Annotated in this window: 12 protein-coding genes; 8 read left to right on the forward strand and 4 right to left on the reverse strand. The window is 72.4% G+C overall.

The window, feature by feature from the left end; all coding sequences use genetic code 11:
- Positions 1 to 6: 6 nt before the first annotated feature.
- From ligA to ACZ573_RS04675, 7 genes are all read left to right on the forward strand, one after another.
- The gene (gene ligA / locus ACZ573_RS04645; RefSeq protein ID WP_471298863.1) at positions 7 to 2,208 is read left to right on the forward strand and encodes an NAD-dependent DNA ligase LigA; all 2,202 of its coding nucleotides are present in this window, start codon (positions 7 to 9) and stop codon (positions 2,206 to 2,208) included.
- A gap of 386 nt (positions 2,209 to 2,594) precedes the next feature.
- Positions 2,595 to 4,784, forward strand: coding sequence for a putative bifunctional diguanylate cyclase/phosphodiesterase (locus ACZ573_RS04650; RefSeq protein WP_471298866.1), 2,190 nt, complete (start codon positions 2,595 to 2,597; stop codon positions 4,782 to 4,784).
- 230 nt (positions 4,785 to 5,014) lie between these two features.
- Positions 5,015 to 5,311, forward strand: coding sequence for an Asp-tRNA(Asn)/Glu-tRNA(Gln) amidotransferase subunit GatC (gene gatC, locus ACZ573_RS04655; protein ID WP_030010586.1), 297 nt, complete (start codon positions 5,015 to 5,017; stop codon positions 5,309 to 5,311).
- Positions 5,312 to 5,316: 5 nt separating this feature from the next.
- A complete protein-coding gene (gene gatA, locus ACZ573_RS04660; RefSeq protein WP_266379515.1) occupies positions 5,317 to 6,810 on the forward strand; it encodes an Asp-tRNA(Asn)/Glu-tRNA(Gln) amidotransferase subunit GatA in 1,494 nt (497 codons plus the stop codon).
- Positions 6,807 to 7,052, forward strand: a complete 246-nt coding sequence (locus ACZ573_RS04665; protein WP_360903907.1) for a hypothetical protein — start codon at positions 6,807 to 6,809, stop codon at positions 7,050 to 7,052. The genes gatA and ACZ573_RS04665 overlap by 4 nt, the downstream gene beginning before the upstream one ends.
- A gap of 37 nt (positions 7,053 to 7,089) precedes the next feature.
- Positions 7,090 to 8,580: an Asp-tRNA(Asn)/Glu-tRNA(Gln) amidotransferase subunit GatB gene (gene gatB, locus ACZ573_RS04670; protein WP_471299088.1), complete on the forward strand. Its 1,491-nt coding sequence runs from the start codon at positions 7,090 to 7,092 to the stop codon at positions 8,578 to 8,580.
- Between the two features lie 124 nt (positions 8,581 to 8,704).
- Entirely contained in the window at positions 8,705 to 9,220 is a 516-nt protein-coding gene (locus ACZ573_RS04675) for a hypothetical protein (RefSeq protein WP_471298871.1), read from the forward strand.
- Between the two features lie 37 nt (positions 9,221 to 9,257).
- Here the strand turns inward: ACZ573_RS04675 and ACZ573_RS04680 are convergent, their stop codons facing one another.
- The 3 genes from ACZ573_RS04680 to ACZ573_RS04690 all read right to left on the reverse strand — a co-directional run bounded on the left by ACZ573_RS04680 (position 9,258) and on the right by ACZ573_RS04690 (position 14,001).
- Positions 9,258 to 11,135: a protein kinase domain-containing protein gene (locus ACZ573_RS04680; protein ID WP_471298875.1), complete on the reverse strand. Its 1,878-nt coding sequence runs from the start codon at positions 11,133 to 11,135 to the stop codon at positions 9,258 to 9,260.
- A gap of 131 nt (positions 11,136 to 11,266) precedes the next feature.
- On the reverse strand, positions 11,267 to 11,878 hold the full coding sequence (locus tag ACZ573_RS04685; RefSeq protein WP_471298877.1) for a GNAT family N-acetyltransferase: 612 nt from the start codon (positions 11,876 to 11,878) through the stop codon (positions 11,267 to 11,269).
- Positions 11,875 to 14,001: a penicillin acylase family protein gene (locus ACZ573_RS04690; RefSeq protein ID WP_471299092.1), complete on the reverse strand. Its 2,127-nt coding sequence runs from the start codon at positions 13,999 to 14,001 to the stop codon at positions 11,875 to 11,877. The genes ACZ573_RS04685 and ACZ573_RS04690 overlap by 4 nt, the downstream gene beginning before the upstream one ends.
- A 154-nt stretch (positions 14,002 to 14,155) precedes the next feature.
- Between ACZ573_RS04690 and ACZ573_RS04695 the strand changes: the two genes are divergently transcribed.
- Complete coding sequence (locus ACZ573_RS04695) at positions 14,156 to 14,890, forward strand: siderophore-interacting protein (RefSeq protein ID WP_471298879.1); 735 nt, start codon at positions 14,156 to 14,158, stop codon at positions 14,888 to 14,890.
- Positions 14,891 to 15,027: 137 nt separating this feature from the next.
- Here the strand turns inward: ACZ573_RS04695 and ACZ573_RS04700 are convergent, their stop codons facing one another.
- Positions 15,028 to 15,300, reverse strand: coding sequence for a hypothetical protein (locus tag ACZ573_RS04700; protein WP_471298881.1), 273 nt, complete (start codon positions 15,298 to 15,300; stop codon positions 15,028 to 15,030).
- Positions 15,301 to 15,472 lie beyond the last annotated feature (172 nt).

Raw genomic sequence — 15,472 nt, forward strand, 5'->3', positions numbered from 1 at the left:
CACGGCATGGCAGCCGAACAGCAGGACACGGCAGTACCGACGGCGGCGCGTGATCAGCACGCGCTGCTGGCGGAGCAGGTCGAGGAGCACCGCTTCCGGTACTACGTGAACGACCAGCCGGTCGTCAGCGACGCCGAGTTCGACCAGCTGCTGCGCTCGCTGGAGGCGCTGGAGGAGCAGTACCCGGAGCTCCGTACGCCCGACTCGCCCACCCAGAAGGTGGCCACGGCGTACCAGACGGACTTCGCCTCCGTCGAGCACCGGGAGCGCATGCTCTCCCTCGACAACGCCTTCGACGACGAGGAACTGGCGGCCTGGGCCGAGCGGGTGGCCCGGGACGTGAACACCTCGGACTACCACTACCTGTGCGAGCTCAAGGTGGACGGCCTCGCCGTCAACCTCACCTACGAGAACGGCCGTCTCACCCGGGCGGCCACCCGCGGCGACGGCCGCACCGGTGAGGACATCACGCCCAACGTCCGCACCATCGCCGAGATCCCGGACCGGCTGAAGGGCGACCGGATCCCGGCCCTGGTCGAGATCCGCGGCGAGGTCTACTTCCCGATGGAGAAGTTCCAGGAGCTCAACGCGCGGCTGGTGGAGGCGGAGGGCAAGCCCTTCGCCAACCCGCGCAACGCGGCGGCCGGTTCGCTGCGGCAGAAGGACCCCAAGGTCACCGCGAGCCGCCCGCTGCACATGGTCGTGCACGGCATCGGCGCCCGCGAGGGCTTCGAGATCGAGCGCCAGTCGCAGGCGTACGAGCTGCTGCACGAGTGGGGCCTGCCGACCGCGCAGCACAACAAGGTGGTCGCCACCCTTGCCGAGGTCCGGGAGTTCATCGCGGACTTCGGTGAGAACCGGCACTCGGTGGAGCACGAGATCGACGGCGTCGTCGTCAAGCTCGACGAGATCTCCCTCCAGGGCCGGCTCGGCTCCACCGCACGCGCCCCGCGGTGGGCCATCGCCTGGAAGTACGCGCCCGAAGAGGTCAACACCAAGCTGATCGACATCAAGGTCGGTGTCGGCCGCACCGGCCGCGTGACCCCGTACGCGCAGGTGGAGCCGGTGACGGTGGCGGGCTCCGAGGTCGAGTTCGCGACCCTGCACAACCAGGAGGTCGTCAAGGCCAAGGGCGTCCTCATCGGGGACACCGTGGTCCTGCGCAAGGCGGGCGACGTCATCCCCGAGATCCTCGGCCCGGTGGTGGACCTGCGCGACGGCACCGAGCGGGAGTTCGTGATGCCGGCCATCTGCCCCGAATGCGGGACGGAGCTGCGGCCGATGAAGGAGGGGGATATCGATGTCCGGTGCCCCAATGCCCAGACCTGCCCGGCCCAGTTGCGCGAGCGGCTCTTCTACCTGGGCGGCCGCCAGTCCCTGGACATCGAGAACTTCGGCATGGTGGCGGCGGCCGCGCTGACCGGCCCGCTGGAGCCCGCGCAGCCGCCGCTGCTGGACGAGGGCGACCTCTTCGGCCTGACCATCGAGCAGCTGCTGCCCATCAAGGCGTACGTCCTGGACCCGGACAGCGGACTGCCCAAGCGGGACCCCAAGACCGGCGAGGAGAAGATCGTCACGGTCTTCGCCAATCAGAAGGGCGAACCGAAGAAGAACGCCCTGTCCATGCTGGAGCACATCGCCGCCGCCAAGGACCGCCCGCTCGCCCGCATCATCAACGGCCTGTCGATCCGTCACGTCGGACCGGTCGCGGCCGAGGCCCTCGCCCGCGAGTTCCGCTCGATCGAGCGCATCGAGCAGGCCACCGAGGAGGAGCTGACCGCCACCGAGGGCGTCGGCGCGATCATCGCCGCCTCGCTCAAGGAGTGGTTCGCGGTCGACTGGCACCAGGAGATCCTGCGCAAGTGGCGGGAGGCCGGGGTCCGGATGGAGGAGGAAGGTTCCGCCGAGGAGGAGGGGCCGCGGCCCCTGGAGGGGCTGACCGTCGTCGTCACCGGCACTTTGCAGAGCCACACGCGGGACGGCGCGAAGGAGGCCCTGCAGAGACTCGGCGCCAAGGTCACCGGATCCGTGTCGAAGAAGACCTCCTTCGTCGTGGTCGGCGACAACCCCGGCTCGAAGTACGACAAGGCCATGCAGTTGAAGCTCGCCGTCCTCGACGACGCCGGATTCGCCGTACTGCTGGAGCAGGGGCCGGACGCGGCGCGCGAGGCCGCGCTCCCGGTGGACGGCGAGGGCGGAGCGCAGTAGTACCGGCAGAGCAATCGCCGAGGAGGAGTAGCGAAGGCGAACGGATGCGTGGCGTGCGGCCGTACGGGCGGGCGCACGCCAGGCGCGGCGAACGGTGGTAAACGGCCGGTACAAGGCTGGTCGCAGGGCGGTGAGCTGTCGGATCATCGGACGGGTGACAGGGGGGCCCGGTCCAAACTCGCCCGTTCGGCGGATACCGTACTGATGAGGATGGCTGGGTCGCATTCGGGCAACCACTGCCGACCGCTGCCCCTGGGAGCCTCGCGCGTCCTACTGTTGAGGGGTGCGCCTGTCGTGCACGGCTGCAGGATGCGATTTCGGCCGTGGTGGCATGACATCGGGGCCATCGCGTGACATCGGCATCGCCGGCTGTGAGAGGTACGGGCATGAAACCCACCGAAAGCGCCGACCCGTCACCTGAATTCGGCGGGGAACTCCCGTCCATGCGGGCGGGCAGGGCGGGCAGGCCCGGGGTCCTGGGTGCCAGGACCCCGGAGACCCGACCGGTCCACACCGGTGCGGGCGGGCAGGAGCGGCGCGGTGCGCTGCCCTTCCTCGTCGTGGGCCTCGCCGTCACGGCGCTCACCACCGGCATCATCTCCGCACTGAGCGGTCGTCATGCGCTGTTCCCCGGCGGGCCGGTCGGCTGGGCCCTGGCCCTCCTCACCGGCATCATCGTCGGCCACCTCGTCGCCCTCGGCCGCGACCGCTGGTGGGGCGGCACCGGATCGGGCGCCGCGCTCACCCTCGGCGTGCTCATCCTCTACGGATGGGTCCCCGCCGGACTGGTCTCGCTCGCCGTGGTCTCCCTGGTCGGGGCCGCGCGCCGGCACCGCTGGCGGCAGGGGCTGCTGCACGGCTCCGTGGACATCCTCGGCATCGGCGCAGGGGCCCTCGTGCTCGCCGCCTTCGGCGAGGCGCCCTCCGTCGAGACCCCCTGGCTCCCGGCCTCCTGGGGGCTGGAGGCGGTCCCCGAGATCGTCCTCGTCGCCGTCGCCTACCTGCTCGCCACCCGGTTCCTGCTCTGGATCGCGCGGGCCCCGCGCGGCGACGGGCTGCCCACCGTCGCCCGCACCGCTCTGCTCCGGCAGGCCTTAGTAGCCGTGGCGCTGCTCGGCATCGCCCCCCTGATCTGCGTCGTCGCCGTCAGCCAGCCGGTGCTGCTGCCGCTGTTCGCCGTACCGCTGATCGCACTGGACTCCACCCTGTGGATCGCCCGGGCCCGCGCCGAGGAACAGCTGCGGGACCCGCTGACTGGGCTGCCCAACCGGCAGTGGCTGCTGGAGCGGGCCTGGTCCGCCCTGGACGAGGCCGAACGTTCCGGCACCCGGGCCGCTCTCGTGCTCATCGACCTGGACCGCTTCCGGGCGGTCAACGACACCCTGGGGCACCTGGCGGGCGACCGGCTGCTGCTCCAGATCGCCGAGCGGCTGCGCCAGGCGCTCCCCGAGGACGCCGAGGCGGCCCGGCTCGGCGGCGACGAGTTCGCCGTCCTGCTCCCCTTCGCCGACTCCACCACCAGCGCCCAGCGCATCGCCCGCCACCTGGTCGCGGAGCTCAGCTCCCCCCTCGACCTGGACGGCCTCACGCTCGTCCTGGAGGCCAGCGCGGGCCTCGCCGTCTTCCCCGACCACGCGCTCGACGCGGAGGGGCTGCTGCGGCGCGCGGACGTGGCCATGTACCAGGCGAAGCGCGACCGTACGGGTGTCGAGGTGTACGAGTCCAAGCGGGACAGCAACACCCCCGACCGCCTGGGCCTGCTCGGCGACCTCCGCAGGGCCCTCGACGCCGGGGAAGTGGAACTCCACTACCAGCCGAAGGTCCGCTTCGACGGCCAGGTCGCCGGGCTCGAAGCCCTGGTGCGCTGGGTGCACCCGGAACGCGGCCGGGTGTCCCCGGACGAGTTCATCGCGATCGCCGAGACCTCCGGGCTGATGCCGCACCTGACGGAGTACGTACTGGAGACGGCCCTCGCCCAGGTGGCGCGGTGGCGGGCCCAGGGCCTCAAGGTCCCGGTGGCGGTCAACGTGTCGCCCCGCGACGTCCACACCCCGGGCTTCGCGGGCGCGGTCGCCGCGCGGCTGGCCCGCCACGGGGTCCCGGCGAGCGGGCTGCAGCTGGAGATAACGGAACACGTCCTGCTGGAGGACCCCCAGCGGGCGGCCGACACCATGGCCGGGCTCACCGGCCACGGCGTGAAGATGTCCCTGGACGACTTCGGCACCGGCTACTCCTCCCTCGTCCACCTGCGCCGCCTGCCGGTCAGCGAGCTGAAGATCGACCGGTCGTTCGTCGGCCGGCTGGCGGTCGACGCGCAGGACGCGGAGATCGTCCGCTGCACGGTGGACCTCGCGCACTCGCTGGGCCTGCTGGTCGTGGCGGAGGGCGTGGAGGACGACGAGACGTGGGAGCGGCTGCGGGACCTGGGCTGCGACGCCGTCCAGGGCTGGCTCGTCGCCGCCGCCATGCCGCCGCAGGAGGCGACCGCCTGGCTGCTGGCCCGCGGCGAACGCGGCTGGCGCCGCCCGGCGGACATCACGGCGGAACTCGCCGCCGCCGAGGCCGACGCGGTCTGACCGCCGTCGGCCCGGCCGGGCGCGGCGCCGCTGCCGGGGGCTCGGCCCCCGCGCCTCAAACGCCGGCGGGGCTGGATCTTGCAGCCTCGCCGGCGATCGAGGCGCGGGACCGGGCAGCGTCTGCCGGCTTCGCGCAGTGGTCCGGGCCAAACCGTTTCGCTGGCCGGGGGCCCGGCCCCATAGGATTGGGACCGAAACTACACATCCACCCACCCCCAGAGGATCGCTGCATGCCTGGCATTACGCGCGAGGAGGTCGTCCACCTCGCTCGGCTGGCGCGCCTTGAGCTGTCCAGCAACGAGCTGGATCACTTCGCCGGACAGCTCGGCGACATCATCGGCGCGGTCGCCCGCGTTTCCGAGGTCGCCGACCAAGACGTCCCGCCGACCTCCCACCCGCTGCCGCTGACGAACGTCATGCGCGCGGACGAGGTCCGTCCGTCGCTCACCCCCGAGCAGGCGCTCTCCGGTGCTCCCGCCCAGGAGCAGCAGCGTTTCAAGGTGCCGCAGATCCTGGGGGAGGACTAACAACCATGGTCGACATCATCAAGCTCACGGCCGCCCAGACCGCCGAGAAGATCGCCTCCGGCGAGCTCACGGCCGTCGAGGTGACCGAGGCCCACCTGGCCCGCATCGACGCCACCGACGAGAAGGTCAACGCCTTCCTGCACGTGGACCGCGAGGGCGCGCTCGCCCAGGCCCGCGCCGTCGACGCCAAGCGCGAGGCCGGCGAGAAGCTCGGCCCGCTGGCCGGCGTACCCCTCGCCCTCAAGGACATCTTCACCACCGTCGGGGTCCCGACCACCGTCGGTTCGAAGATCCTCGAAGGCTGGATCCCGCCCTACGACGCCACCCTGACGCGCAAGCTGAAGGAAGCCGACGTCGTCATCCTCGGCAAGACCAACATGGACGAGTTCGCCATGGGGTCCTCCACCGAGAACAGCGCCTACGGCCCCACCGGCAACCCCTGGGACCTCACCCGGATCCCCGGCGGCTCCGGCGGCGGCTCCGCGGCGGCCCTCGCCGCCTTCCAGGCCCCGCTCGCGATCGGCACGGACACCGGCGGCTCCATCCGCCAGCCCGCCGCCGTCACCGGCACGGTCGGCGTGAAGCCCACGTACGGCGGTGTCTCCCGCTACGGCATGGTCGCCTTCTCCTCCTCCCTCGACCAGGGCGGGCCCTGCGCCCGTACGGTCCTGGACGCGGCGCTCCTGCACGAGGTGATCGCCGGGCACGACCCGCTCGACTCCACCTCCATCGACGCCCCGGTCCCGCCGGTCGTCGAGGCCGCCCGCAACGGCTCCGTCGCCGGCATGCGCGTCGGTGTGGTCAAGCAGTTCGCCGGTGAGGGCTACCAGGCGGGTGTCGTCCAGCGCTTCAACGAGTCGGTGGAGCTCCTCAAGGAGCTCGGCGCCGAGATCGTCGAGCTGGACTGCCCCTCCTTCGACCTCGCGATGGCCGCGTACTACCTGATCGCGCCGTCCGAGTGCTCCTCCAACCTGGCCCGCTTCGACGCCATGCGCTACGGCCTGCGCGTCGGCGACGACGGTACGAAGTCCGCCGAGGACGTCACCGCCCTGACCCGCGAAGCCGGCTTCGGCGACGAGGTCAAGCGCCGCATCATCCTCGGCACGTACGCGCTCAGCTCCGGCTACTACGACGCGTACTACGGCTCCGCCCAGAAGGTCCGCACGCTCATCACCCAGGACTTCGAGAAGTCCTTCGAGAAGGTCGACGTGATCGTCTCCCCGACGACCCCGACCACCGCCTTCCCGATCGGCGAGCGCACCGACGACCCCCTCGCCATGTACCTCGCGGACCTGTGCACCATCCCGACCAACCTGGCCGGCAACTCCGCCATGTCGCTCCCCTGCGGCCTGGCACCGGAGGACGGTCTCCCGGTCGGGCTCCAGATCATCGCCCCGGCGATGAAGGACGACCGGCTCTACAAGGTCGGTGCCGCCGTGGAGGCGGCCTTCGTCGCGCGTTGGGGTCACCCGCTGCTTGAGGAGGCACCGTCGCTGTGAGCACCAGTGCACTGTCCAAGGCCAAGGGCTTCAAGAAGTCCAAGACCGGGACCTACCTGTCGATCGGCACCACCGCCTTCGGCGCGATCAGCGTGATCAAGCAGGTCAAGAAGGCCCGCAGCGAGCACGACGTGCTGAAGCTGGTCGACGCCGCCGTGTCCGCCGCCGCCATCGTCACCGGCCTCGCGATCCTGTACCGCGAGCTGAAGCGCCTGGGCGACGACGACGTCCTGCTGGGCTGAGAGGGAAAGTTTCACCGTGACCACCTTCACCGAACTGATGTCGTACGAGGACGCTCTCGCCTCGTACGACCCCGTCATGGGCCTCGAGGTCCATGTCGAGCTCGGCACCAAGACCAAGATGTTCTGCGGCTGCTCCACCGAGCTGGGCGCCGAGCCCAACTCGCAGACCTGCCCGACCTGCCTCGGCCTGCCCGGCTCCCTGCCGGTCGTCAACGCGATCGGCGTCGAGTCGGCCATCAAGATCGGCCTCGCGCTGAACTGCGAGATCGCCGAGTGGTGCCGCTTCGCCCGGAAGAACTACTTCTATCCGGACATGCCGAAGAACTTCCAGACCTCCCAGTACGACGAGCCCATCGCCTTCAACGGCTTCCTGGACGTCCAGCTGGAGGACGGCGAGATCTTCCGCGTGGAGATCGAGCGCGCCCACATGGAGGAGGACACCGGCAAGTCGCTGCACGTCGGCGGCGCCACCGGCCGTATCCACGGTGCGTCCCACTCCCTGCTGGACTACAACCGCGCCGGCATCCCGCTCATCGAGATCGTCACCAAGCCGATCGAGGGTGCGGGCGAGCGGGCCCCCGAGGTCGCCAAGGCGTACGTCGCCGAGCTGCGCGAGGTCATCAAGGCGCTCGGCGTCTCCGAGGCCCGCATGGACAAGGGCCAGATGCGCTGCGACGTGAACCTGTCGCTGCGCCCGACCCCCGAGTCCGAGTTCGGCACCCGCTCGGAGACCAAGAACGTCAACTCCCTGCGTTCCGTGGAGCGCGCGGCCCGCTTCGAGATCCAGCGCCACGCGGCGGTGCTCTCGTCGGGCGGCACGATCGTGCAGGAGACCCGGCACTTCCACGAGGAGGACGGCTCCACCACGGCCGGCCGCATCAAGGACAACGCCGAGGACTACCGGTACTTCCCGGAGCCCGACCTGGTCCCCGTCGCCCCGGCCCGCGACTGGGTCGAGGAGCTGCGCGCCGGTCTGCCCGAGATGCCGCGCGTGCGCCGCAACCGGCTCCGCGAGGAGTGGGGCGTCACCGAGCACGACATGCAGTCGATCCTCAACGCGGGCGCGGTGGACTCCATCGTCGCCACGATCGAGGCCGGTGCCGACTCGGCCGCCGCGCGCAAGTGGTGGATGGGCGAGCTGGCCCGTAACGCCAACGAGCAGGGCGTCGTCGTCGACGAGCTGCCGATCACCCCGGCCGAGGTGGCCCGGGTCGCGGCCCTGGTCGCCGACGGTTCGCTCAACGACAAGCTGGCCCGCAAGGTCCTCGAAGGCGTCCTCGCCGGTGAGGGCAGCCCGGACGAGGTCGTCGAGAAGCGCGGCCTGAAGGTCGTCTCGGACGAGGGCGCGCTCGGCGCGGCCGTGGACGAGGCCATCGCGGGCAACGCGGCCATCGCGGACAAGATCCGCGGCGGCAAGATCGCCGCCGTCGGCGCCCTGGTCGGCGCGGTCATGAAGACCACCCGCGGCCAGGCCGACGCGGCCCGCGTCAAGGAACTCATCCTGGAGCGCCTGGGCGTCTCCGAGTAACCCTTCCGCACGCACAGGCGGCCCCGCACCGGAACCTTCGGTGCGGGGCCGCCGTGCGTGCAGACTGTGTCCGGGGTGATCGCGCGCGAGGGGCGCGCGATCGTCGGACGCAGGGGGTGGACCGGTGGAGATCGGTGCGATGGTCATCGCGGTGGCGGGTGTCGCGGGAACGCTGGGCGGCGCGCTGCTCACCCAGCGGGGTGCGGAGCGCGCGAAGCGCCGCGAGATCGAGCTCGTGCGCGCCCACGACGAGCTACGGGAGAACCGGGCGCTGCGGCGCACGTGCTACGCGAACCTCAACCGGGACGCCCGGCAGTTCACCACCGCACTCAACCAGCACCTGCACACCCTGCGGGAACGCACCGTCGACACGGCGGACCGGGCCGCGCTCGACGCCGCGAAGGACGCCTTCCGGGACCGCTACTCGGAGGCGCAGATGGTCGCCCCCGATCCGGTCCTCGCGCCGGCGACGCTGGTCCACCACGCCCTGACCGCGGTCTACGGGCAGGTCAAGCGCCTGGAGCGGGGCGCGCCGGCGCCGGGAGAATCGATGGAGACGGCGGCGCGGGCCCAGCAGGAGATCTGGGACCCGCTCCGGGTGATGCGAGAGGCCATGCGCGCCGACCTCGGCGTGGGCTGAGACCGGACCGGGACCCGCTCGGGGGGCCGCCGCTTCGTCAGCGCGTCAGCTGCGGGGCGGCGATGACCACCTTGCCCATGTCGCAGCCGGCGTCCACCTTGATGCGCAGCCGCAGGGCACCGTTCACCTCCACCCTCTTGGTGATCGGCTTGCCGAGGGCGACGAGTTCGGAGAAGGCGGCCGGCTGGCCGTCGAGCGAGATGCTGACGCGCCCCTTCTCGTTGGTGGAACCGTCGTCGATCCCGGCCGTGAAGTCCAGGAACTTCCACTCGCGGTTGAGGTCGAACTCCGCGATCGCATCGCCGTTGCAGCCCAGGTCGGCGATGAACGCCGCGCCGTACTGCTTGGTGTTGATCTTCGCCGCCCCGACCGCGAACTCGCCCAGGCCGTTCACGGGGTTCATGACGGTCAGATCGGCCGCGTTGACGCCGGGCGCGGTGCCGTTCGCGGGCTTCGACGCGGTCGCGGTGGGCTCCACCAGGGTGTCGGCCGAGGCCGACGGGCTTCCGGCGGTCGGCGTCGGCGTCGCGTCCGGGGAGGACGGCTGCCGGCTGGAGGCGGCGGCCACCGGTCCGTCCGCGCCCGAGGCCTGCCCCGTGTCCCGGTCCTTGTCGGCCAGCAGCTGCACGCCGGCCACCGCGAGGGCGGCCAGTACCAGCACCGTGGCCACCGAGCCCAGGACCAGGCCGGTCCGCCGCTTCTTCGGGCGCACGGGCTCCGGGGGCGGTGCCGGTGCCGGGTTCAGGTTGTACGTCGGCCCGTACCCGGCGGGCACGGCCGCCGGGACGGGCTCCGCCGCGGCCGTCGCCGCCGGATCCGGCACCGTCTCCGGGGCGGTCGCCCGGTCCGGTACCGGCACGGGTTCCCGGGGCGCCGCCGGAACCGCGTGCGCGATCGGGGTGTGGGCGGGCGGCGCCGCCGCCACCGGCGGCGGGCTCGCGGGCTGCGGCGGGACCACGGGCTGCGGCGGGGCGGCCGGGCGCGGCGGGGCCTCCTGGGCGGCCCGCTGCGAGGTGGCGGTGGTCGTGGACACCACCGCGTGGCGGATGTCCTTCATCCAGCCGGCCAGGTTCACCGGCCGCTTCCCCGGGTCGGCCGAGTAGATCGCGGTGATCCGCGCCCGCTGCTCGGCGTCCAGTACGGCGATCTGCGGCAGCGCGGTCAGCGCCTGCGCCAGCTGCTCCGGGGTGGCGGGCGGGGACTCCCCGCTCAGCAGGAAGTACGCGATCGCCCCGAAGGCGTACCGGTCCGTGCCCGGGGTCCGCTTGCCGTCGAAGACCTCGGGCGCCGCGTAGCCCGGGGTGAACCAGACCTCGGCCGTCTGGTGGTCGGCGGTCAGCTTGCTGAGGCCGAAGTCCACCAGGGTGGCCTGCCCATGCGCGTCGACCATCACATTGCCGGGGGAGAGGTCGCCGTGGACGACCTGGCGCCCGGACGGGGTGGCCTTGCCCGAGTGCAGCCAGTCCAGTACGTCCGCCAGCTGCTCCAGCGTGCGCATCACCTCACGCCGCTCGGCGGCGGTGGCCAGCGTCCGCTCGGCCCGCCAGTCCCGCAGGTCGAGCCCGTCGACGTGGTTCATGACGAGGACGAGCGCCCGCCCGGTCAGGGTCGAGGACTCCCCGGGCCGGTGGATCGGCGGCCCCTCGAAGTGCTCGCGCACGCCCACGACACCGGGCCGGTGGACGAACCGCAGCAGCTCGGCCTGCTCGTTCCACTTCTGGCTGATCCGGTCGAAGACGTCCGGCGTGATGGTCGTCTTGGAGTCGAGCACTTTGACGACCACGGGTTCGGCTCCGCCGGCGAGTTCGATCTCGGCGAGATAGAGCACGGCCTCCCCGCCGCGCCCGATCGAGCGGAGCAGGCGGTACCGGTCGGCCGCCGCGTCCGGACCGATGTGCAGGTTCTGACTGGTCAATGTCCCCCACCTCAAGGTGCTTTGAGAGGGCATCAGCTTCCAGGGGGGAGGCGCACGCGGTCAATGGGAATCGGGAATCCCCATCGGGGTTCACCCTTCCACCGGGCGCCCGGTGGAAGGGGCGGCTCCGGTCAGCCCGCCGCCTGCGCGGCCTCCGCAGTGGTGAGGAAGGCCAGCCGGGCCGGCTTGGCCGGGAGGTAGACCTCGGGCAGGTCGATCTCCGGGAGCACGACCTCCGGTCCGAGGACGAAGCCGGTGCGCTCCATGAGGGAGATGGCCTTGGTGTTGCGGGCGTCCGGTTCGACGACCACGCGCCGCGCGGCGTCGTCGGAGAACACGAACGCGATGAAGACGGTCATCAGGCAGCCGGTGAAGCCGTGCTCCGGCGCGCCCGTGGTCGGGCCGATCAGCAGGTGCACGCCGACGTCACCGGGCTGGACCTCGTAGCACTCGCTGACCCGGTCCTCGGCGCAGTCGTACGTCTGGAACAGTGCCACCTGCTCGCCGTCGCGGCTCACCATGAAGGCGTGGTGGGTGGTGCGGCGGTCGACGTCCTCGTAGATCTCCTGGACCAGTTCGCGGCTGGCCTCGCCCATGCCCCAGAAACGGGCCCGCTCCTGCGTGACCCAGCTGTGGATCAGCGCGGAGTCGGCCGCGGGGTCGACGGGGGTGATGGTGACGGTGCCGAAGCCCTCGACGACCTGGGTGAATACGGGCTGTCCGACGGAAATGGCGGAGGTCATGTCGATTCCTTGGTGAGCCGGGCCCAGTCGGTGACGACGGGGACGAGTTCGCCCTGTGCCCACAGGGGCAGCTGGTCGCGGTGGTGGGGCGAGCCGGTGACGCCGTCCGCGCCCAGCGGGACCGCCCACAGGCTGTCCTCGCGTCGGGCGAGGTCCCAGACGTAACGGGCCGCCGACGCGCGGGCGGTGAGGTCGGTGAAACCGGGGACGGTGGAGGTGGCGTTCACGCAGTCGTGGTCGCCGCCGAGACCGGGCCAGTCCGTGGCCTCCAGGTCGGGCACGGCCTGCCAGGGGGTCAGGCGGTGCACCTGCGACCAGGGGGTGTCGGGGGTGTCGGCCGCGGCCGTCTCCTCCAGGGCGGCCCGCACGTGCCCCGCACGGTCGAGGCCGGGAACGAGGGACGTGGTGAGCAGCCCTTCGAGGGCGTAGCCGATTCGCGGGACCAGGTACAGCCACGGGTGGAAGACCGCAGGCCCGGTGGGCGCCCCCCACAGGCCCTCGAAGACGGGGTCGGCGGCGAAGCGGCGTACGGTCGCGCTGCGGAAGGCCGAGAAGACGGTGGCGTCGGTGCTGTCGGCCGCCATGTGCCGGTCCCAGGCCAGCAGCCGGGTGCGCAGGGCCTGCGCCGCCGGGGTCAGGTCCTCGAAGCCGGGCAGCAGCGCGAGCAGGGGCGCGGCCGAGGCCAGGTGCGTGTCCCGGTGTACGTCGGCCATCGCCTTCGGGGACCAGTCCGCGGAGCCGCTGAGCAGCTCGCGGATGCGGTTGGCGCGGTGCGGGGGCGCGAACTCCACGCCGAGCGGGGAGGCGATGCCGCGCGCGTTCGCCATCACGGCGAAGCCCTGCACCGGCTCCGCGGGGGTCGGGGCCCAGCCCTGCCAGGCGTGCTGCGGGTCCCAGGCGGGCACCGGACGCAGCCGGTTGGTGCGGTGGCGCAGCGGCACGGCGCCCGCCACGCGGTGCAGCAGGCCGCCCGCGGAGTCGGCGGCGTGGACGACGTTGACCGGCTCGGCCCAGCCGTCGAAGGCGCGGTCGATGTCGGCGACGGTGCGGGCGCGCAGCAGCGCGGGGAGGGCGGCGAAGCCGAGGTCCAGGCGGACCCGCGGCGGGTAGCGCAGGGAGAGGGTCTGGGCGCTGCCGTCGGCGTGCCCCCCGGCGTCGGGGTCGGCGCCGGGGTCGCCGTCCGCGTGGATGATCACCGGGCCGCGGGGGGTCTCCAGGATCTCCACCTCGACGTCGTCGCCGCCGGCCACGGTGATGGTCTCGGTGTGCCGGGAGACGGGCTCCCAGGCGCCGTCCGCGCCGAGGGCCCAGGTGGCGCCGCCGTCACCGCGGCGCAACTGCTCGACGTACAGGTCCTGGTAGTCGGACATCGCGTTGGTGATCGCCCAGGCGGCGGTGCCGGTGTGCCCGAAGTGGCCGAGGCCGGGGACGCCGGGGACGGCGAGGCCCAGCACGTCGTAGTCGGGGCAGGAGAGACGTATCTGCTGGTAGACGCCCGGGTCCTCGATGAAGCGGTGCGGGTCACCCGCGATGATCGCCGAACCGGTGGTGGTGCGGTCGCCCGGCACCAGCCAGCCGTTGCTGCCGGCCGTGCCGGGGCCGTCGGTCGCGAAGAGGGTGACCGCCTCGTCGCCGAGGGCGCGCGCCACGCGCTCGCGCCACAGCTTGGTGGCGAAACCGGCGAACAGGATGTGCGTGGCGATCCAGATGGCCAGCGGCACCCACGGTTCCCAGGGGGTGGGGGTCAGACCCGTGCGCGCGAAGCGCTCGTCACGGGCGGCGCCGGCGGCGAGGCCGTCGTTGACGCCGTCCACGTACGCGCGCACCCAGGCGGCGGTGCCGGGGTCGCCGGCCTCCATGGCCTCGTAGCAGCGGCGGGCCGTGTCGGCCAGCCGGGCCTGGCGGGCGAAGCGGTCCCAGGTCACGGCGTCCGCGCCGAGGAAGGAGGCGCTGGAACCCTCGGAACGGTGCCGTTCGACCTCCAGCTGCCAGGCGCGGTCGAAGGCGGTGACGCGGCCCTGGGCGTGGACGAGGCCGAGTTCGTCGGATGCCCGCAGGTGGGGGATGCCCCACCGGTCGCGGAAGACACCGTAGGATTCCGGGGTCTCCACAGGGGTCTCCACAGGGCTGTCCACGGGGGGCTCGTCCCGGTCCGCCCCGTACGACCGGGCCTCGCCGCTCTCGCTGCTGGCACTGCTCACGCTGCTCACACTCTTCCCCGACGCGCGTTTAGGTTAGGCTGACCTAACTATAGGGGTGTCAGGGGAGGGGTTGGGCATGGCTGTCGGCAAGGGCTGGGAGGGCGTGGTCCTCAAGCTCATGCGGGGCAAGGACTTCACGTTCACGGTGACGGGAGCGGAAGACCTCACGGAGCACTACCGCCGCGTGAGCTTCACGGACGGCGGGCTGCTCGCGGCCGCGGGCGAATCGCTGCACCCGACGATGTGGGTACGCGTCTGGTTCCAGGGCGCGGGCAAGCCGCACCAGCGGGCCTACACACTGGTGGACCCGGATCCGCAAGCGGGCACGTTCAGCTTCGAGTTCGCCCTGCACGACGGGGTCGCCAGTGCCTGGGCACGGGACGCCAAGCCGGGCGACACGGTCGAGGCCACCGTCCAGGGCACCGGATTCACGGCACCGGCACCGGCCCCGGAGCGGCTGCTCGTCATCGGGGACTCCGCGTCCCTTCCGGCGGTCAACTCGCTGCTGGACACGTACCCCGAGACCCCGGCGACCATCTGGTTCGAGACGCAGCACGACTCGGACGAGTGGCTGCCGATGCGGGTGGAACCGGGCCGGCACGACATCCGCCGGGTGCGGCGCAGCGGTACGGACCTGGCCGACCGGGTACGCGCCGAGCTTCCCGCGCTGGCCGCGGACCCGGAGGCGGCGTACGTCTGGCTGGCCTGCGACACGGTGACGACGCGCGCCCTGACGGCGTACCTGCGCAAGGAACTGGCCCTGCCCAAGCACCGGGTGAACGCGCTGGGCTACTGGCGGCCGCAGGCCTGAGACGGCCAGCGGTGTCCGCGGCCCGCGGCCTCCGGGCCCGTCCGGCACCGGTGGTGCGGACGGGCCGCACAGGTGGCCGGGCCGACGACGGGGGCCGACGACGCGGGCCGGCCAGCCGGGCCGGCGACGCGGGCCGGCTACTGGGCGGAGGCCTTGCAGGCGCTCACCGCGGTCCCGTTGGTCACACCGCCCTTGGTCAGCCCGCTCACGCACTGCTCGTGCTGACCGGAGTACCCGGCGGAACACGCCGCGCGGACGGATTCCGGCGCCTCGCCGCCCTGCAGCTCCCGCTCGACCTGGTTGATGCAGGCCGAGACGTCCGCGTGGGCGGCGGGGGCCGCGAAGGCCGCGCCACCGAGCACGAGGGTCAGGCCGCTGAGGACACCTGCGATACGGGTCGACGTGCGCATGGGACGCACCTGCTCTCCGGGATCGTCGCGCGCCCCGGTACCCGGAAGTGCCGGATCCGCGCGGGAACAGCGCCGAGCGCCCGCGGCCGGGGTCCGGCCGCCAGGACCGGGTCCCCCGCCCGGACCGGCTCGGCAGGGATTCCCCTCCTGCGTCCGACGCTAGAGCAGCCCC

It is taken from the genome of Streptomyces sp. NPDC040545 (genome assembly GCF_055595065.1).

Excerpts from the sequence above, each read along its gene's own strand:
- ACZ573_RS04685 (WP_471298877.1), bottom strand. The coding sequence starts at position 11,878 with ATGACCTCCGCCATTTCCGTCGGACAGCCCGTATTCACCCAGGTCGTC.
- gatC (WP_030010586.1), top strand. The coding sequence starts at position 5,015 with ATGCCTGGCATTACGCGCGAGGAGGTCGTCCACCTCGCTCGGCTGGCG.
- gatA (WP_266379515.1), top strand. The coding sequence starts at position 5,317 with ATGGTCGACATCATCAAGCTCACGGCCGCCCAGACCGCCGAGAAGATC.
- gatB (WP_471299088.1), top strand. The coding sequence starts at position 7,090 with ATGTCGTACGAGGACGCTCTCGCCTCGTACGACCCCGTCATGGGCCTC.
- ACZ573_RS04700 (WP_471298881.1), bottom strand. The coding sequence starts at position 15,300 with ATGCGCACGTCGACCCGTATCGCAGGTGTCCTCAGCGGCCTGACCCTC.
- ligA (WP_471298863.1), top strand. The coding sequence starts at position 7 with ATGGCAGCCGAACAGCAGGACACGGCAGTACCGACGGCGGCGCGTGAT.
- ACZ573_RS04650 (WP_471298866.1), top strand. The coding sequence starts at position 2,595 with ATGAAACCCACCGAAAGCGCCGACCCGTCACCTGAATTCGGCGGGGAA.
- ACZ573_RS04695 (WP_471298879.1), top strand. The coding sequence starts at position 14,156 with ATGGCTGTCGGCAAGGGCTGGGAGGGCGTGGTCCTCAAGCTCATGCGG.